This is a genomic window from Arthrobacter sp. 10T413_2 (genome assembly GCF_056394205.1).
In genome coordinates, this window is sequence record NZ_JBFTHK010000087.1 from 1 (window position 1) to 18280 (window position 18280).

An 18280-nucleotide genomic window follows, 5' to 3' on the forward strand; every position below is an offset into this window, starting at 1 on the left:
TCTGAGGCCAGAATCGTCGTCGACTGGCTCGGCGGATCGACCTTCAGCTCTGCCGGAAGGGTGTCAAAGAACTGGATCGAACCGCTCGCCGCGCTGCCCGAAACGGCCGCCGCGGGGACCAGGAGCCCCGCCACCAGAACGCCACAAATGGCGCTCACGCCCAGGAAAAGAAGGATCTTTCCGAGGGTGGTGGCCGTGTCGAATAAAGGGTTCTTACCAGTCGCCATGTTTTCCACTTTACCGGCAACGACTAGGCTTTATGTCATGACCAAATGGGAGTACGCMACGATTCCGCTCATCATCCATGCCACAAAGCAGATCCTGGACCAGTGGGGCGAGGACGGCTGGGAGCTCGTCCAAGTTGTTCCAGGCCCTGATGGAAACGGCCTGGTTGCCTACCTGAAGCGGGAGAAGCAGTAGCCATGAGCACCCCCTCTGAAGCCACCCCGGCCACGCCGGCAAACCCGGCAAACCCGGCAAACGTCGCCGAAGGCACCGCTGCCTCGACGGCCGGCGCAGCAGGCCAGACCGGCGGCGCGGGCGCGTCGTCCGCCGTMGAACAGCGACTGGCGGAGCTGGGCCTGACCCTGCCCGACGTCGCGGCCCCCGTGGCGGCGTACGTTCCGGCCGTCATTTCCGGCAATCATGTCTACACCTCCGGGCAGCTGCCGTTCATCAACGGCAAGCTCGAAGCCACCGGCAAGGTGTCCACCGGCTCGGAAGGCGCCTCCGACGAGTCCACGGTGTCCCCGGAGGCCGCGAAGGCATACGCCGCAGTCTGCGCCGTCAACGCYCTTGCGGCGGTCAAGAGTGTGATCGGGGACCTCGACCGCATTACGCGGATCGTCAAGGTGGTCGGATTTGTTTCCTCCGATCCTTCGTTCACCGGCCAGCCCGGTGTCATCAACGGCGCCTCGGAGCTGCTGGGCCAGGTCCTCGGCGACGCCGGCCAGCACGCCCGTTCCGCCGTCGGGGTATCCGTCCTGCCGCTCGACTCTCCTGTTGAAGTCGAACTGATCGCCGAATTCGCTTAGAAGGCCGGTTAGTTCTTTGCCTCAGTTAGCACGTCGCCTGTTCGTTCTGCCCCCCGATCTTGAAGGAGCGGCACGCAGCTGGCTTGAACACGGTGAACGCACGCCCCGCGCCCCGCGCTTCGCCTCCTCGGTGATCCTCCTGCGGGACTCGCCCACGGGTCTGGAGACCTGGCTCGGGTACCGGACGGGGTCCTCCCCGCTCGGTGTCCTGGCCTTCCCCGGCGGATCGCTCGAAACGTCCGACGACGACGCCGTCGGCTGGCTTGGTCCCTCGCCCCAGCACTGGGCCGAGCAGATGGGGACCTCCGACGTCGGCCTGGCGCGCCGCCATGTGGTTGGCGCCATCCGTGAGCTGTTCGAGGAGACCGGCATCCTGCTGGCCGGCCCGGACCTGTCCACCACGGTGGAGTCGACCTCCAGCGCGGAATGGATGCGCGCCCGCGAAGCCGTGGCGGACCAGGAGAAATCCTTCACCGACGTGCTGGCCAAGCGCGGGCTCTCCCTGCGGACCGATCTACTCAAGCCMCTGGTCAACTGGCTCAGCCCCGACTTCGCGCACCGCCGGTTCAACACCCGCTACTTCGCTGCCACCCTGCCCGTGAACCAGCAGCCCTCCCTGCTCGCCAGCAAGGGCGTCTGGGGCCGCTGGGTCTGCGTCCGCAAGGTTGTCAGCGAACGGGACACCACGGTGCTCGGCGACGAGGTGGGGCAGGAGAACACCGTGGGCCGCACCCTGGGTGAACTCCTGGTTCCCGGCTCGGAGATCATGCTCGAGAAGATGGCCAAGGCCAACGGCTGCATCGCCTACCTCAGCTACAAGCGCAAGGCCCACGTCTACCAGCCGAAGCTCGTCGAGGAAGAAGGCCGGCTCATGCTCGAAGTCGAGGCCGCCAAGACGGTTGCCGGCGAACCCCAGCGGGAGCGCTGAGCCCACACCGCACGGTCCCGCGCGGCCCGTGTTTGTGACTTCCTGAGGGTTGTGGCTGCTTGACCTAGCTGGCCCGTCGGGGGACATGCTCGCCGTTGGCGACGGCCGTTGGACATGGTGGCAGTATGTCCATTCCTTGCTTCCGAGGCTGGGCACGTCCCGGCCATGGGTATGTGAAGAATGGGCATGTCCCCCKGAGAAGTGGGCCTCCAACGACCGAAGGCCGGTCCCGTTCATTGTCCGGGGMCGGCCTTCGTGGTTGCTGCTCAGGTTTCCTAGCGGGAACGCTGGCGCAGTCGCTGCATGTCGAGGATGACGACCGCGCGGGCTTCCAGGCGAAGCCAGCCGCGCTGCACGAATTCAGCGAGGGCCTTGTTGACGGTCTCGCGGGAGGCACCGACCAGCTGGGCAAGCTCTTCCTGCGTCAGTTCGTGGGCGACCAGGACGCCGTCGGTGGCGGGGCGGCCGAAGCGGTCGGCCAGATCCAGCAACGCCTTGGCCACGCGGCCCGGAACATCGGAGAAGACGAGGTCGGACAGGGAATCGTTGGTACGGCGCAGGCGGCGTGCCAAGGCCTGCAGCAGCTGGGCCGAAACCTCGGGACGGGTGCGCAGCAGCGCATTGAGGCTTTCGTTCTTGAGACCGGCCAGACGGGTCTCGGAAACTGCCGTAGCCGTCGCCGTTCGCGGGCTGGGGTCAAAGAGCGCCATTTCGCCGAAGAGTTCGCCCGGGCCGAGGATGGCAAGCAGCGATTCGCGGCCGTCCGGCGACGTGCGGCCGAGCTTCACTTTGCCGGAGACGATGAAGTAAAGCTGGTCACCCTGATCGCCTTCCCGGAATACCGAGGCACCGCGTGAAAGGTCCACCTCGGTGAGTTCGTCCGTCAGCAGACGGAACGCCTCGTCGTCGAGCGTGGCGAAAAGGGGTGCGCGGCGCAATACCTCGATATCCATGAAATCTCCTGACTAGCTGTGTCGGCTGGGGCGCTTCAGCCATTCTTTCAGAATTTTGGCGCGTCTGTGACGTAGTTGGCACTGAAACGCCCGAAGGGCTTGAAAGCGCGGGTCCCGGAAGTCCCCGCCGATCGCGGAAGACCCGGCAGGCTGGCGGCCGATCGGCAAACGTTCAGCTTACACCGCTAGAATCGTGGCTGAACTGTCTGTGAGGAGCCCCGGTGTTTGGCTTGACCATTTTGGACTTGGTGTTGGTTGTGGCGMTTTTGTCCTACCTGATCCACGGCCTTCGCAACGGCTTCCTTGTGACGCTCGGAGGCATCGCGGGATTCGCTGCGGGCGCGGTCGCCGCATTCTTGTCCGTCCCCATCGTTAGCGGGCTCGTGGAAGACAGCGGCTGGCGTCTGACCGCCATCGTGGCCACGGCCATCCTGCTGATGATCGTGGGGAACGGGCTAGGCACCATGATCGGCCGGCGAATCCGCAGCGTCATGCCGTTCAGCCCCCTGCGTGCGGCGGACCGTCTCGTGGGCGGAGGCGTGAACGTCGTCGTGTCCGCCCTGGTGATGTCGATGCTGGCCTTCAGCATMGGGGCCCTGGGTGTGCCCTTCGTGTCCCAGCAGATCGCCGAATCCAAAGTCATCGGCTTCATCGACGGCGTGACGCCCACCCCGGTCAAGGCGTCAATGGCCCAGTTGCGCTCCGCCGTGATCGGCGAGGGCATCCCCACCCTGCTGGACGGCATCGGCCAGGGCCAGCCGGTCGCCGTCCMGGACACGAGCACGGATACGCCTGCACTGAACAAAGCGGCCGCTTCGGTCCTCAAGATCGCCGGAACCGCTTACCAGTGCGGCCAGAACCAGACCGGCACCGGCTTTGTCGTCGCCCCCGGACGCGTGGTGACCAACGCCCACGTGGTCGCGGGCGTCGATCAGCCGGTGGTGGAAACGCCCGGCGGCGGCGCCCTGCCCGGGCGCGTTGTGTACTTTGACACCCAGCATGACCTCGCGGTCGTGGCGGTGGACGGCCTGCAGTCGGCCCCCCTTCCCCTGACCTCTGACCTGCCGTCCGGCAGCGCCGCGGCCTTCGCCGGCTATCCACATGGCGGTCCCTTCCAGTCCAAGCCGGCCACGGTCCAGGACATCACCACCGTGMTGGTCCCCGACATCTACGGCAACAATGCGGCGCCCGAGAACGTGTACCGGCTCGCTGCCGACGTGCAGCCGGGCAACTCCGGCGGCCCGCTCCTGACCACGGACGGGCAGGTGGCGGGGGTGGTCTTTGCCAAGGCCACCGCCGATTCCTCGCTCGGATTCGCTATCACCATGACCGACCTCGGCCCCGTCGCGGCCCAGGCACCGGGTCTGGGCGGCGCCGTCTCGTCCGGACATTGCGTCAAGAAATAGCCGGGCATTTACGCCACKAGCTGTTCCTTGCGGTTGCCGGCCACCAGCACTCKCGGGGCGCTCCCGGGCGATCACGATCGCCCGGGAGTAACCGTTTGACGTGGAACTCCTGCTCCGGCCGGATGAGGGCTTCCAGCCAAGGGACGTCGACAGGGCTGCGCACATCCACCGGATTGAGGTCGATGCAGGCCCGCCGCACCACGCGGGGAAGTTCCGCGGCGCGGGCAGCGGCACCGGGCCCGAGGTAACGCAGCGCAGGACCGGGAGGGTGCCCGGACACGGACCCTGCCCCGGATCCGGCTGCGGCCCCCGCAGGGGACATGCTCAGTCCTTGGCCGCGTGCAGTCCGGCGAGGTATTCCACCGCGAACCGGTAGCCCAGGATCCCGGCGCCGGCAATCACGGCCTTGCTGATGTCCGATAGGTAGGAATGGTGCCGGAACTGTTCGCGGGCGTGAACATTCGTGATGTGCACCTCGACCGTGGGCAGCGCCACGGCGGAAATTGCGTCCCGGATGGCGACGGACGTGTGCGTGTAGGCGCCGGCGTTGAGCACGATTCCCACCGCCTTCCCGCGTGCGGCGTGGATGGCGTCCACGAGGGCACCCTCATGGTTGGACTGGAAGCATTCGACGTTCAGCCCGTGCGCCGCACCGGCATCTTTTGCAAGCTGTTCGACGTCGGCCAGGGTCGCCGTCCCGTACTTCTCGGGCTCGCGGGTGCCGAGCAGGTTCAAATTGGGTCCGTTGAGAACCAGGATGGTGCCGCGGCCGGCAGCGCTGGCGKGGGAGGCTTCAGTCATGTCAGCAAATCTATCGCGCGCCGGCCCGTGCGCGCTGTTCGTTACTGCCCGCTTTGCCGATCGCCGCAGCATCGACCAAGAACATTATCGACAAAGAACATTAACGACGACGGCACATTAACGACGACGGCGGCGCCTTCCACCGGTGGGAGGCGCCGCCGTCGTCCATGCGCCGGTGTCGAAACACTCCGGCGCCCCGGCTTTTCTGCCGGCTACTTCTTCAGCGAATGCGCGATCTGGGCCATGACGGTGTTGTCGGCGAGGGTGGTGGCGTCCCCAACCTCKCGGCCTTCCGCGACATCCTTGAGGAGCCGGCGCATGATCTTGCCGGATMGGGTCTTGGGCAGTTCCGGCACTACGAGGATGGTCTTGGGCTTGGCGATCGGCCCGATCTCCTTGCCGACGTGGTTGCGGAGTTCCTGGACGATCGCGTCACCGGAGTCMACGGCGTCGCCGCGCAGGATCACGAAGGCCACGACGGCCTGGCCGGTCGTTTCGTCCGCGGCGCCCACGACGGCGGCTTCGGCCACGGCCGGGTGGGACACGAGGGCGGATTCGATCTCCGCGGTGGACAGGCGGTGGCCGGAGACGTTCATGACGTCATCGACGCGGCCCAGGAGCCAGATGTCGCCGTCCTCGTCCCTCTTGGCACCGTCGCCGGCGAAGTACATGGTCTCGAAACGGGACCAGTACGTTTCCTTGAACCGTTCCGGGTCGCCCCAGATGCCGCGGAGCATGGCCGGCCAGGGCTCGCGGATGACGAGATAGCCACCGGAGCCGTTGGGCACGGATTCGCCGAGTTCGTCCACGACGTCCACCGCGATGCCGGGCAGCGGGACCTGGGCCGAGCCGGGCTTGGTGGCCGTGACGCCGGGCAGCGGGGCGATCATCTGCGCCCCGGTCTCGGTCTGCCACCAGGTGTCCACGATCGGCGCGGGGATCGCCTTCTTGCCGCTGTCGGCACCGATGACCTCGCGGTACCACATCCAGGCCTCCGGGTTGATGGGTTCGCCCACCGAGCCCAGGACCCGGATCGAGGAGAGGTCGGACTTGGCCGGGATCTCCTTGCCCCACTTCATGAAGGTGCGGATGGCGGTGGGGGCGGTGTAGAGGATGGAGACCTTGTATTTCTCCACGATCTCCCACCAACGGCCCTGGTGCGGGGAGTCYGGGGTGCCTTCGTACATGACCTGGGTGGCGCCGTTGATGAGCGGCGCGTAGGCGACGTAGGAGTGCCCGGTGATCCAGCCGACGTCGGCGGTGCACCAGTAGACATCGGTTTCCGGGTGCAGGTCGAAGACGGCCTTGTGCGTGTACGCGCCCTGGGTGAGGTAGCCGCCGGTGGTGTGCAGGATGCCCTTGGGCTTGCCCGTGGTGCCGGAGGTGTAGAGGATGAAGAGCGGGTGTTCGGAGTCGTGCCCGACGGCGGTGTGCTCGGCGGACGCGGCGCCGACGGTGTCGGCCCACCAGTGGTCCCGGCCCTCGTGCCAGTCGACGTCCTGGCCGTTGCGCTTGACCACCACGACGTTCTGGACGGTGTGACCGTCGTGGGCCAGGGCCTCATCGACCGCCGGCTTCAGGGCGCTGGGCTTKCCGCGGCGGTAGGTGCCGTCGGCCGTGACCACAAGCTTGGCCTCGGCGTCGTCGATCCGGGACCGGAGGGCCTCGGCGGAGAAGCCGCCGAAGACCACGGAGTGGATCGCGCCGATCCGGGCGCAGGCCAGCAGGGTGATGACGGCCTCGGGAATCATGGGCAGGTAGACGGCCACACGGTCGCCCTTGGCCACGCCCAGAGATTCGAAGGCGTTCGCGGCCTTCTTCACTTCCTCGGTCAGTTGCGCGTAGGTGTAGGTGCGGGTGTCGCCGGGCTCGCCCTCGAAGTAGATGGCCACCCGGTCCCCGTTGCCGGCCTCGACGTGCCGGTCCAGGGCGTTATAGGCCGCATTGACCTCGCCGCCGACGAACCACTTCGCGAACGGTGGGTTGGACCAGTCCAGCGTCTGTGTGAAGTCCTTGGACCAGCTMAGCAGCTCGCGGGCCTGCTTCGCCCAGAAGGCGGGACGGTCGGCGTCGGCCTCGGCGTAGTCAGCGGCGGTGACCACGGCATTCGCCGCGAACTCGGCCGACGGCGCGAAACGGCGGTTCTCCTGGGACAGATTTTCGAAGGCATCGCCCTGGGGCGCCTGCGTGGCAGTGGTGCCGGGTGTCTGCTGGGACATGGTGAACCTCATCATTCATCGATCCGTGCTGAGCGGACGTTCGTGCCGCCTCCGCGCCGGGCCGCATGCGCGACGTCGGGCGGCGGCAGATCACGGCAGTGCCGCAAGAGCTGTTCTGCAATAAACACTAATACGCGGGTCCGACCAAACGTGCGCCCCGTCACAAAGAGCGCCGTGAGCGGTGTTTGTTAAGCGCCGAGTGGTCCCTTCGGCGATCGGACGTGCCCGTTCCCGCTTCCCCGGCGCAGGCGCCGGGGAAGCGAAAATACAGAGAATTCTGCTGTGTCCGCCCTCGGCTTGTCAGCTAGTGATCGGCCATGCACTTGGCTAGGCTGAGATGAAGTTGTGACATCCGATGGAGGCGGCGGGACCCGTTAGCGGTCCTGTCCTTGCCTGCCGTTAGACGGCGCTGTMCAGGGCGCCGCCATGCTAAGGAGATACGGAATGAACGAGCAAGACAACGGGCAACTCCGGGCGCCCGCCCAGAACCAGAGCGGCGCGGCGCAGCCGGTGCCAGCCGGGTTCGGGGACGCGCCGCGCTTCACGGTGGACAAGAAGACCGCGAAGAAGAACGAAGCCGTTCTGGGTCCCTTCACCATCCGGGATCTGACCGTGTTCGGCTCCACGCTGCTTCTCTTCATCGCCTCCCTCATTCCGATGTTTGCCTTGTCCTACAACCTCTGGAACCTGGGCAGCCTGTTCTTTCTGGGCCTGGGCATCGTGCTGCCGCTCATCGTCACCGTCTTGTTCGTGGCGCGCCGACTCAGCCCGGGGACGAAAATCCGGGTCGGATCGCTGTCGATTGATCAGTTCGCGTCCGTCGTGGCGTCCTTTACGCTCGCTTTCTTTTTTCTCGCCGCGGCCGGGGCCTTCGTGCCGAGCATGCTGATAGCCCTCCTGGGCGCCGCGGGTCTCTTCGCGGCCACGGTCCTGGCCCGCTGGATCCCGTTCTTTGCCGGCGACTTCCTGGGCCGCGAGGAAGCGCCTGCCCACGTGGTGGCCCGTGAGGCAGTTGCGCCGGTGCAAAAGCCCCGTGCGCCCAAGACCCCGAAGGCACCAAAACCGGCCAAGGCCGCCCCAGGAACCGGCGCATCCAAGGCGGCCGCCTCCGKGGCGGGCGCAGGCTGGGACAATCGCCCTGCCACCGCCGGCCAGACCGCCGTGCCGGCAGCACCTTCACCGGTTGTACCGTCGCCCGGGGTAGCTTCGGCGGGGGCAGCGTCCATTGCCGCGACAAGCGCTGCGGCTTCGAGCGCGCCGGCAACCCAGATTTCCGGCGTTGTACCGCCCGCTGGCGCGGGTGGCACGGCTGACGCTGCGCCGTCCGCGGCTTCCGCCCCGTCAGCGTCGGCTCCGTCAACGCCGTCGACGCCGGCTCCGTCCCCGGGGCCGGCTCCCTCCGCTGAGCCGGCGTCCGCCGCGGAACAAACCCAGGCCGCCGGCGCCGTGGCCGGTGCTGCTGCATCGACTCCCTCCGTTGCCCCGGCCGCTTCCGCCGGCGCCGCCGCGGAACAGACCCAGGCCGCCAGCGTTCCGGCCGCCTCCGGCGGCAGCGCCCCCACCACGGTCCACCCCCAGGTCCGGCCGCAGGAACAGGTCCGGCCGCAGGAACCCATCGGAGCCACCGTCGATCCCGCCAGCCGGGCCGCCGAGGACGACGTCCACCCCGTGCACGAGGCCTTCTGGTTCGCCGTCGCACAGCCCCGCACCGCCCTCGACGAGCGCACCGGGGCCCCGGCGTTCGTCATCGAGCCCGGCGGCTGGGTCCTGGCCCTTGAAGACCGCGGCAACGAATTCCTGGTCCAGCACACGKACGGGCGCCTCGGCGTGCTGCGGGACCTCAGCAACATCGAACGCGGTTAGCCGTCCGTGACCACGGAATCCGGCACCAAGAAATCCGGCGGCAAGGCCCCCCGCAGCACCAAGCCCGGTGCGCCGCGGGCGTCGGAGTCCCTTCTGGCGCTCAAGCGCCGGGCCCGCCGGATCAACCGGGCCCTCGCGGAACAGTACCCCTATGCCCACGCGGAACTGGATTTTCGCAGCCCGTTTGAGCTCGTGGTGGCTACGGTGCTGTCCGCCCAGACCACGGATGTGCTGGTCAACCAGATCACGCCCCTATTGTTCGCGCGCTACCCTGACGCGCGCCGGATGGCGGAGGCGGAACCGGCCGAGCTCGAGGCCATCATCAAGCCCACCGGCTTCTTTCGCGCCAAGGCCAGGAACCTCCTGGCGCTGTGCAACCGGCTCGTGGATGAGTACGACGGCGAGGTGCCCGGCCGGCTGGAGGACCTGGTGACGCTGCCCGGCGTCGGGCGGAAAACCGCAAACGTGGTGCTGGGCAACGCCTTCGGCATTCCGGGCATCACCGTGGACACCCACTTCGGCCGCCTGGCCCGGCGCTTTGGCTGGACGGACTCGGATGATCCGGTCCGGATCGAGTCCGATGTCGCCGAACTGTTCGAGCCCAGGGACTGGACCATGCTCTCGCACCGCGTCGTCTTTCACGGCCGCCGCGTCTGTCACGCCCGCAAGCCGGCGTGCGGCGCCTGCGCGGTAGCGAACTGGTGCCCCAGCTACGGCGCCGGCGAGACCGACCCGGAGAAGGCCAGGAAGCTGTTGAAGTACGAGCTCGCCCCGGGGCAGGAGGCACTGCTGGCCCGGTTACTGGCCGAGACGCACCGCGCCGCCGAAATCCGGATGGAATCGCAGARGAAGCAGCCGTGACCGCGCGCCAGGACCTCGTCGACCTCGTTGCCGCCGTCGTGGCGGGTACGGCGCCCGCGCCGGATCCGCGCTGGCGGGAACTCGCCGTCGAGCCCGGCGAACGGGTCCGCAAGGCCGCCGTGCTGATGCTCTTCGGCGCGCTGGACAACGTCCCGGCGGTGTCCGAGAAGCTGCTGGCTCCGGCCGATCTGGACGTTCTGCTGCTGCAGCKGGCGCAGACCCTGGATGACCATCCCGGACAAGTGGCCTTTCCGGGCGGGGGCATCGACCCGGGCGAGTCGGTGGTCGCCGCGGCCCTTCGAGAGGCGGAAGAGGAGACGGGTCTGAACCCAGCGGGTGTGGACGTCCTCGGGGTGATGCCCGAGCTGGCCCTGCCGCGGGGGAATTTCCTCGTCACCCCGATCCTGGCCTGGTGGGCCGCCCAGTCGCCCGTCCGGGTGGTGGATTTCGGCGAATCCGCGCAGGTGTTCCGGGTTCCGGTCCGGGATCTGCTGGATCCGGACAACCGGGTGATGGCCACGGTCAGCCGGGCCGGCCAGACGTTCCAGAGCCCGGCGTTCACCGTCAACGGCGTCGTCGTGTGGGGGTTTACCGGGATGATTCTCAACCAGCTGTTCGAACAGCTGGGCTGGGCGGTTCCCTGGGACCGTGCGCGGCTCTACGGGATCGATGTGTGAGCCCCGCCCGGCGATGCGTGCGGCCGGGTCCACGCCGGCCTGCCGGCTGATCCGCTAGCTGGCCCCCACGCCGCTGCCCACCAGGGCAGCGGGTGCCACCGCTGCCGGCCGGCTGGCGGCTCGCCGGTGAGTGCCGGAACGATCCACAATCAGACCGGTCGCGGCGTTCTCACGCACAGCGGTGATGCCCGCCGCCGCGCTCTTGATGGAGCTGAACAGCGGCGAAACGGCGACGACCGTTCCATCCGGTGCCGTCAGCCGAAAAAAATATGCCTTGTCTCCAGCTTGTGCGATCTCAAACATGCCAGCCAAATCTGTGCCTCCCCAATTCCTTGCGTCATTGCAATAGCCGGCGGAAAGAACGGGAATCCGCCGGACTTTTCGAGCCTAGCCGGGTGATGGAGCCCACACAACGCTACCGACGGGTACGTTACGGATGGTGTCCGAGGTCTTTCATTTGGCGTTGTCGTACGAGTCCACCACCGCCACGCTGACCGGAAATTCCACCGGAATCGGGCCGAACAAGAGCTCTTTGGCGGCAGCCGCTGAGTCCTCGATCGCCCGGATGCAGTCCTCGACGGCGCCGTCGGGGCAGTGCACCATCACTTCATCGTGCAGGAAGAAGACCAGTTCACCCGCGGCGGTGCCGTCCCACCGCAGGTCGCGCAGCCGCCGTCGCAGTTCCGCCAGCCAGCAGGCCGCCCAGTCGGCGGCCGAGCCCTGCACCACGAAGTTCCGGGTGAAACGTCCGCGCGAGCGGGCGATCGAGTCCGCCCGGCGCTGTTCTTCCGCGGTAGTCGAGTGCTGGCTGCGCAGCCAGCGATCCGACGGCGGAGGGCTGCTCCGGCCCAGGCGGGAGGTGACGGTCCTYCCGGCTTCGCCGTCGCGGGCAGCTTGCTCGACGAAGCCCACGGCGCGGGGATAGGTGCGGGCAAGCTGGGGCATCAGGCGCCCGGACTCGCCCGTGGTGGCGCCGTAGATGGCCCCGAGGAGGGCTACCTTGGCTTTTGCCCGGTCGCCGCCGAAGCCTTGTGCCGCGATGCCGGCGTAGAGGTCCTTGTCCCGGGCGGCCTCGGCCATTTTGGAATCCTGCGCGAGCGCGACGAGGACCCGCGGTTCCAGCTGCGAGGCGTCGGCAACGATCAGTTTGTGGCCGGGATCGGCGTGGACGGCGCCGCGAATCTGGCGCGGAATTTGCAGCGCCCCTCMGCCGCGCGACGCCCACCGCCCCGACACCACACCGCCCACCACGTACTCGGGCTGGAACCTGCCGTTCTTGACCCACGCGTCAAGCCATGCCCAGCCGTTGGCCGCGTGGAGACGGGCCAGCTTCTTGTAGGCCAGCAGCGGCTCGATCGCGGGGTGGCTCGATTCCTTCAGCTCCCATTGGCGCGTGGTCTTCACCTCGATGCCGTTCCGGTGCAGGGCGCGCATGAGCTCCTGCGGTGAGTCCGGGTTCAGCGCAGGTGAGCGCAGCAGCTGCCTGAGTTCGGCGGTGAGCGCTTCGAGTTTGGCAGGGCGCTGGCCCGGAGCCGGGCGGGGTCCGAGGTAGTCCGTGAGGATCTGCTCGTGCAGTTCCTCACGCCAGGGCACGCCGGTGTGTTGCATTTCGGCGGCGATCATGGCGCCCGCGGATTCGGCTGCGAGCAGCAGCTGGAGCCGTTGGCGCCGGTTGGCGTCGGGGGCGTCGGCCGAACMGCCGGTCATGCCGGGGGCCGYTGCCGGGACAGCGCCCGCTTGGCGGAGCGCGTCCTGCTGGGCGGCATACTCGACGCGGAGTTCCTCAAACGACTGGCCGGGGCGCTGGCCCCTGGCCGGGGCATCGAAGAGTGCGCCCTGCTCCGGCGGCGGGGGAGGGGGCTGCAGGGCCCGCGGCGGCTGGTGCAGCTCATCGTCCTGCGTGAGTTTCTCCGCCGCCCGGGCATAGGCGGTGTGGGCGGTGAACTCCGAGTGGGACAGAATCGAACCGCACAAAGTCAGGTCGTAGCAGCGCTCGAGCTCCACGCCGGCCCGCAGCAGCGACGGGTACCAGTCCTGCGTGCGGTGCCAGATCCAGCGCGGGCGCCGTTTTTCAAGCCCGCGGACGACGCCGGCGAGGTCACCGGCGCTGACTACMCGTGGCTGTGGATTGGACGGTGCGGGGAGGCCGTCGGCCGTGAGTTCCTGGAGCGCCGCGCCGTCGGCGTGGGCGGCAAGCAGGAGGTACATAGGGTCAATTCTGCCCTGCTCCGGAGCGTGCTCGGTGCGCACTGCCTGGCGGKGACTGCAGAGGCCGTGCCCGGTTTGTCCACATAGCCGACGACGGCGGTTAMGCTGCGCTTCCCGGACAGGCACAGTGGCAGCATGAACAGGCACCAGCCACGCGGCCCGGACTCGCCGCCCCCGCAGGACGGAGGGCCGTGGATTCCCGGGGAATCCGCGGAGACTCTGCTCGTCACCGGCGCCGATGTTCTGCGCGGGGAGGTGGAGCGCATCGTCGCCGCTGCCGGGGGCCACCTGCGGACAGTCCGGGACGTGGCAGATGCCGCGCCCTTCTGGGACGCCGCGGGCGCCGTACTGGTTGGCAGCGACATCCCGGAGTTGCCACTTCGAAGGAGGGCGCCGGCGGTGCTCGTCGGAGTCAAGGATGACGGCGACGGACTGTGGCAACTGGCCGCCGCCATCGGGGCCGAACGCGTCGCCGTGCTGCCGGATGCCGCCGCCTGGCTGGCGGAATACCTGAGCCGGTCCCGCGCGCCGGAAGCCGGCGGACTCGTTGTAGGCGTGACAGGCGGCTGCGGCGGTGCAGGGGCCACGACCGCCGCCATCTGGGTCGCGCAGGCGGCTGCCGGGCTCGGGGCGCGAGTGATGCTGATCGACGGCGACCCTTGGGGSGGCGGCCTGGAACTGGCGTTGGCCGCCGAGGACGCTCCCGGGCTCCGCTGGCCGGACCTGGCCGGGGCGAGCGGCAGTATCGATCCCGCCCAGCTCGACGATGCGCTCCCGAGGGCCGGGGGATTCTCCTTCTTGTCGTGGCCGGGCACCCGGGACCGTGCAGCCGGCGTGGACGCGACCTCGGTGGCCGTGGTTCTCGACGCCGCCCGGCGGGGCAGCGAGCTGGTCGTGCTGGACGTCGGCCGGGGACGGGAGGCTTTGCGGTCCTTMGCCGGGGAATGCRACCGGATCGTGGTCGTGGCGCCGGCCCGRCTGCGGGCGGCCGTCGCCACGGCCCGGTTGGCGCAGGAGCTTCCACCGGTAGATACGGCGCTGGTGGTCCGGGCCAGTCCGGGCGCGGCCTTGGATGCGCCTCTGATTGCGGAGTCCGTGGGGCTTCCCCTCCACGGGATCATGCCGGAAATCAAGGGTCTGGCGGCGGCCACGGAACTCGGCCGCCTCCTGGAAGCCGGCCGTCAGCGCTCTGTCCGCCGTCTCACCGCCGGGCTCCTTGACCTGGACTGGGGTGACGTCTGATGAGCGCCCATTCGGCCGCGGACCCCGCCGAACCGGAACGGCCCACCCGGCGGCCGCCGGGCCGCCGCCGCTCGCAGGGATTTCTGGACCCGGCGTTGCTGGAATCCGTGCGCGAGTCAGTCATGACCGATTCCGCCCCGGTAACCCCCTCCCGGGTCGCGGCGGCCCTCCAGGCGAGCGGACGGCTGCTTGGCACGGCCGGCGCCCTGGCAGCTGTGGAAAGTATCAGCGCGGAGCTGAATGGCTTGGGTCCACTGCAGCCGCTGACCCGGGATCCTGCTGTGACGGACATCTTCGTGAATGGACCGGACTCCGTCTGGCTGGACCGCGGCAACGGCCTGGAAAAGGCGCCCGTCCTCTTTTCCGGGGAACCGCAGATCCGGGCTCTCGCGGTGAGGCTGGTGGCAGCCGGCGGCCGCCGCCTGGACGACGGTTCGCCGTGCGTCGATGTCAGGCTCGACGGCGGCTACCGGGTGCATGCGGTGTTGCCGCCGATTTCCACGGCCGGGACCCTCTTGAGTGTGCGAATCCGCCGGACTTCGGTCTTTACGATGGCCGAGCTGCGGCGCAAGGGCATGTTCGGGAGCGGGGCATGCGGCGGGCTGGTCCAGTCCGTACTCGAACGCATGGTCGGGTGCAGGCTGAGCTTCCTCATTAGCGGCGCCACCGGCTCAGGGAAAACCACGCTGCTGGCGACGCTGCTGGGGTTGTGCGCCCCCGGAGAGCGTCTCGTCCTCATTGAGGACGCCGCGGAACTGAATCCGGTGCACCCGCACGTCGTCTCGCTGGAATCCCGGCACGGAAACCTGGAAGGCGGCGGTGCCGTGGACCTGGGCGAACTGGTTCGTCAGGGCCTGAGGATGCGGCCGGACCGGCTGGTGGTGGGTGAATGCCGCGGCGCGGAGGTCCGGGAGTTGCTGTCGGCCATGAATACCGGTCATGCGGGAGGCGGCGGGACGATTCACGCGAATGCTKCGGCGGCCGTGCCTGCCCGGCTGGCGGCGCTCGGCGCGCTCGCCGGCATGGGCCAGGACACCGTTCGCTTGCAGGTGGCGAGTGCGATCGATGCCGTCGTGCATGTCGAGCGGAGCGGGACCGGGCGCCAGGTCGCGAGCATCGGAATCATGGAAGCACAGGATTCCGGCCTGGTTGTCACCGCTGCACTGGAAGTACTGAGGGACCGGGCCCGGGTCGGTCCGGCCTGGCCGCGGCTGGCGGATCGGCTCGGCCTGGATCCAGCAGTAGCCGATGGAACCAACGCCGGGGCGCGCCCGGCGCCCGAAGCACACCCGCCGGGTTCGGGAGCCGAACACCCGCAGTCATGGACCGCGCGATGACGGCGCTCCTGATCATCGTCCTGATCTTGGCCCTGTGGCTGGCCTTTCCCTCCCCGCGTGCGGCAGGCCACCGGACCCGCAAGGCCCTGCACGGCGTCGGCCCGCGGAGTTTCCCGCCCCGCGAGCAGCCATCCAGCACTCGGAGCCCGGGTCGGTCAACAGGTCTGCGCAGCCATGGCCGGAGAGCCGTCCCAGGTCTCGGCCGCGTGTTGGCTGGAGGTTCCGCGGAGGCGGGGGCCGTGCCTATGACAGTTGTGGTCCAGCAGCTGGCCGCGCTGCTGAAGGGCGGACGCACCCCCGCCCGGCTGTGGGATGAACTGTGGGTGCTGTACGGCGCGGAGGCTGCGGAGCAAGAGGCCACGGTCAACAGAACTGGCGACGCTTCGGTCCGTGCTTCGATCCGCGGCGCGGGCCGCGACGGTGCCCAAGTCACGTCCGGGCCGGTGCTTGACCCGGAGTCTCTCAGAGTCCTCGCGGCCGCACGTGCGGCCGCCCTGGGCGGGTCCTCCGTGGCCGTGGCGATCCGCCGCGCGGTATCCGGCGGGCCAGCCGGGGACAGCGGCGCGGGAGCCGCCATAAGCGTCCGTGCCGGGCGCGACGTCCGGGTGTGGGGCGAGCTCGYCGCATGCTTCGACACCGCGGAGGCCAGCGGTTGCCCGCTGGCAGACGTCCTRGCGCGCTTTGCCGCGCACCTTGAGGCGGAGGACGACGCCGAAGGTGCGCGGCAGACGGCTTTGGCGGGGCCCCGGGCAACCGTCCGCTTGCTGACCTGGCTGCCGGTATCGGGGTTAGGGCTCGGCTTGCTGCTGGGAGTGGACCCGATTGCGACGCTCCTCGAAAATCCGTGGGGCCTCCTGGCGTTGGCCGCAGGGGTGGTCCTKACCGCCGCCGGCCGGGTTTGGTCTTCGAAGCTCGTCCGGGCCGCGGCGGGAGCGCACTCGTGACTCCGCTGCCGCCGTGAGTCCCGGACTCGCCGGAGTCGTGGTGGCCGCCGGCCTTGCCGGTGCAGCCATTTTGGTCCTTGCAGACTCCGGCCGCGTCCGCCGAAGACTCCACCGCCAAATCCTGGCCCCGGCGGACGGRTCCGCCCGGCTTTGGGGGTCTCCAGCCGCCGGACKGTCCAGATATCCCGGATATCCGGGTCTGCGGGACACCGCCATGATGCTGGAACTCATCGGCGCCATGCTGGATGCGGGAGCCGGACTGGGCCGGTCCCTGGAACTCATTGCCGCCCTGGTGCCGCAGGAACTCGGGCGGCAGCTTCGGCCGGTGGTGTCAGCCCTTGCCATTGGCGCGGACTGGGACACGGCATGGCACAGTTCAGGTGGCCAGGCGTGCGAACTTCTTTCCCTGCGCGACACCCTCACGTTCGCCGCCCTCACGGGCGCCCCGTCCTCGGCCCTCCTCTATGCCCAAGCGGCCCGGCTTCGCCGCGAACGGAACCGGTCTGCCGAGCAGCGTGCCGCGGCGCTAGGCGTGAAGCTGGTCGTGCCGCTGGGCTTATGCTCCCTGCCGGCGTTTGTCTGCCTCGGCGTCGTGCCCGTGCTCCTGGGGTTGCTCCCGGCCTGATGCCCGCGGGCGGGCGGCGCCCCCGACACCGCATCGCCGCTGGTCCAAGGTTTATTCAAGTTGCTGGGGGATACCTTGGGGGCAGGCACCGTCGGAGTATGAGCGGTCTCGTGCGTCGGCTACTCACAGCGCTTCTGTGGCGCCTCGAATCACCAGGGTTTCTGGGATTTCGTACCGAGTGGAAGCCACGCAGGGGGGCAGATCAATGATTCGATTGCAACGGGCGGGCGTGATTGCAGCGCTGAGCCTATTGGTGATGGCGGGTTCGGCGGTGGGGGCCGGTCCGGCGTCCGCCGCAACGCCGACTTGTCAGCCGGGGGCGCCTCAACCAACCAACCAATACCCGGGCACAACGGTGATTGCGACCAACTTCGAGTCGGGGAGCATCACGGCTTCGGGCTTCAACGCCCCCGTCACGGCCGGGACCGGCACGGCCGACGTCTCCTCGGCTGAACAACACGCGGGCCGCTGCTCAGCCCATGTTCACGTGACCACGGATGCCGGTTCCCTGGMCAATTTTGCCGCACCGCTTCCTGCCGGAAGCAATGAAGTCTACGCCGACGGATGGTTCAACGTCACCAAGGAAGGCGTCGCAGGCAACAACGTCCCCATGTTCCGGTTCTTCAACGKAACCACCCGGTTCGTGGACGTCTACCGCTCCAACGGCGGCGCCGGCCCCCTGTGGCTGCGCGTAGCAGCGCCCGACGGCACGCTCGGCTACACCCCGATGAAAGTGAACGTCCCGCTCGGAACGTGGCACCACCTGGTCATGCACGTCATCCCCAACGGCGCCTCCTCCACCATTGAGGTGTGGTTTGACGGCCAGCCGCTCTATTCCAGCAAGCAGGTCGCCACGGGCTTCACCGCGGTCACCCAGATGCAGCTCGGCGCAGAGCACCGGCGGCAGGCAGGCGACAGCTACATTGACGACGTCGTCATCAAAGCCGGCAAGGCCGGTGGCCAGCTTCCCGGAACCTTCAACCCCACCGCTMCCACCCGGGTCCTTGATACGCGGAACAGTTCACCGGTGGGTGCGAATTCCGCGGTGTCGTTCCAGGTCGCGGGGGTCAACGGGATCCCGGCGAAGGTCTCGGCGGTGGTGTTCAACCTGACGGTGACCCAGGCGCGGTCCCTCGGGTTCATCACGGCCTACGCCTCCGGCGCGGCCCGTCCCAACGCGTC

19 protein-coding genes are annotated in these 18280 nt (G+C 68.7%); 12 read left to right on the plus strand and 7 right to left on the minus strand.

Annotated features, from left to right (window positions below):
* Positions 1–227, minus strand: a 227-nt coding sequence (locus AC1DBQ_RS14145; protein WP_476929102.1) for a hypothetical protein, incomplete at its 3' end; no start/stop codon positions are given.
* 37 nt (positions 228–264) lie between these two features.
* Between AC1DBQ_RS14145 and AC1DBQ_RS14150 the strand changes: the two genes are divergently transcribed.
* Genes AC1DBQ_RS14150 through AC1DBQ_RS14160 form a run of 3 tightly spaced genes read left to right on the plus strand, consistent with a single transcriptional unit; the run spans position 265 to position 1962 of the window.
* Positions 265–420: a DUF4177 domain-containing protein gene (locus AC1DBQ_RS14150; protein WP_009359196.1), complete on the plus strand. Its 156-nt coding sequence runs from the start codon at positions 265–267 to the stop codon at positions 418–420.
* Between the two features lie 2 nt (positions 421–422).
* A complete protein-coding gene (locus AC1DBQ_RS14155; protein ID WP_476929103.1) occupies positions 423–1034 on the plus strand; it encodes a RidA family protein in 612 nt (203 codons plus the stop codon).
* A gap of 16 nt (positions 1035–1050) precedes the next feature.
* Positions 1051–1962, plus strand: a complete 912-nt coding sequence (locus AC1DBQ_RS14160; protein ID WP_116766152.1) for an NUDIX hydrolase — start codon at positions 1051–1053, stop codon at positions 1960–1962.
* Positions 1963–2237: 275 nt separating this feature from the next.
* On the opposite strand, the gene AC1DBQ_RS14165 is transcribed toward AC1DBQ_RS14160, so the two are convergent.
* The gene (locus AC1DBQ_RS14165) at positions 2238–2915 is read right to left on the minus strand and encodes a Crp/Fnr family transcriptional regulator (RefSeq protein ID WP_011693220.1); all 678 of its coding nucleotides are present in this window, start codon (positions 2913–2915) and stop codon (positions 2238–2240) included.
* Between the two features lie 221 nt (positions 2916–3136).
* Here AC1DBQ_RS14165 and AC1DBQ_RS14170 point away from each other — a divergent pair, with 221 nt between their 5' ends.
* Complete coding sequence (locus tag AC1DBQ_RS14170; protein ID WP_476929104.1) at positions 3137–4321, plus strand: MarP family serine protease; 1185 nt, start codon at positions 3137–3139, stop codon at positions 4319–4321.
* Here AC1DBQ_RS14170 and AC1DBQ_RS14175 read toward each other — a convergent pair.
* The 3 genes from AC1DBQ_RS14175 to acs form a co-directional block, all read right to left on the minus strand.
* Positions 4311–4643 (minus strand): DUF2332 family protein, encoded by a 333-nt coding sequence (locus AC1DBQ_RS14175; protein ID WP_476929105.1) that lies wholly within the window; start codon positions 4641–4643, stop codon positions 4311–4313. The genes AC1DBQ_RS14170 and AC1DBQ_RS14175 overlap by 11 nt on opposite strands.
* 2 nt (positions 4644–4645) lie before the next feature.
* Entirely contained in the window at positions 4646–5122 is a 477-nt protein-coding gene (aroQ, locus tag AC1DBQ_RS14180; protein ID WP_476929106.1) for a type II 3-dehydroquinate dehydratase, read from the minus strand.
* Positions 5123–5334: 212 nt separating this feature from the next.
* On the minus strand, positions 5335–7341 hold the full coding sequence (gene acs, locus AC1DBQ_RS14185; RefSeq protein WP_476929107.1) for an acetate--CoA ligase: 2007 nt from the start codon (positions 7339–7341) through the stop codon (positions 5335–5337).
* Positions 7342–7785: 444 nt separating this feature from the next.
* Here acs and AC1DBQ_RS14190 point away from each other — a divergent pair, with 444 nt between their 5' ends.
* The 3 genes from AC1DBQ_RS14190 to AC1DBQ_RS14200 all read left to right on the plus strand — a co-directional run bounded on the left by AC1DBQ_RS14190 (position 7786) and on the right by AC1DBQ_RS14200 (position 10742).
* On the plus strand, positions 7786–9204 hold the full coding sequence (locus AC1DBQ_RS14190; protein WP_476929108.1) for a hypothetical protein: 1419 nt from the start codon (positions 7786–7788) through the stop codon (positions 9202–9204).
* Between the two features lie 93 nt (positions 9205–9297).
* Positions 9298–10065, plus strand: a complete 768-nt coding sequence (gene nth / locus AC1DBQ_RS14195; protein WP_476929116.1) for an endonuclease III — start codon at positions 9298–9300, stop codon at positions 10063–10065.
* The gene (locus AC1DBQ_RS14200) at positions 10062–10742 is read left to right on the plus strand and encodes an NUDIX hydrolase (protein WP_476929109.1); all 681 of its coding nucleotides are present in this window, start codon (positions 10062–10064) and stop codon (positions 10740–10742) included. Before nth ends, AC1DBQ_RS14200 begins: the two co-directional genes overlap by 4 nt.
* Positions 10743–10796: 54 nt before the next feature.
* Here AC1DBQ_RS14200 and AC1DBQ_RS14205 read toward each other — a convergent pair whose 3' ends face one another.
* Together AC1DBQ_RS14205 and AC1DBQ_RS14210 are read right to left on the minus strand one after the other, a co-directional pair.
* Positions 10797–11045 (minus strand): YegP family protein, encoded by a 249-nt coding sequence (locus AC1DBQ_RS14205; RefSeq protein WP_476929110.1) that lies wholly within the window; start codon positions 11043–11045, stop codon positions 10797–10799.
* Between the two features lie 150 nt (positions 11046–11195).
* Positions 11196–12950, minus strand: a complete 1755-nt coding sequence (locus AC1DBQ_RS14210; protein ID WP_476929111.1) for a bifunctional 3'-5' exonuclease/DNA polymerase — start codon at positions 12948–12950, stop codon at positions 11196–11198.
* Positions 12951–13085: 135 nt separating this feature from the next.
* Between AC1DBQ_RS14210 and ssd the strand changes: the two genes are divergently transcribed.
* The 5 genes from ssd to AC1DBQ_RS14235 all read left to right on the plus strand — a co-directional run.
* Positions 13086–14192: a septum site-determining protein Ssd gene (gene ssd / locus AC1DBQ_RS14215; protein ID WP_476929112.1), complete on the plus strand. Its 1107-nt coding sequence runs from the start codon at positions 13086–13088 to the stop codon at positions 14190–14192.
* Positions 14192–15529 (plus strand): TadA family conjugal transfer-associated ATPase, encoded by a 1338-nt coding sequence (locus AC1DBQ_RS14220; RefSeq protein WP_476929113.1) that lies wholly within the window; start codon positions 14192–14194, stop codon positions 15527–15529. Before ssd ends, AC1DBQ_RS14220 begins: the two co-directional genes overlap by 1 nt.
* Positions 15530–15774: 245 nt before the next feature.
* The gene (locus tag AC1DBQ_RS14225) at positions 15775–16473 is read left to right on the plus strand and encodes a type II secretion system F family protein (protein ID WP_476929117.1); all 699 of its coding nucleotides are present in this window, start codon (positions 15775–15777) and stop codon (positions 16471–16473) included.
* Positions 16474–16486: 13 nt separating this feature from the next.
* Complete coding sequence (locus tag AC1DBQ_RS14230; protein WP_476929114.1) at positions 16487–17098, plus strand: type II secretion system F family protein; 612 nt, start codon at positions 16487–16489, stop codon at positions 17096–17098.
* A gap of 355 nt (positions 17099–17453) precedes the next feature.
* Positions 17454–18280: hypothetical protein (locus AC1DBQ_RS14235; RefSeq protein ID WP_476929115.1), on the plus strand; the 827-nt coding region annotated here is incomplete at its 3' end.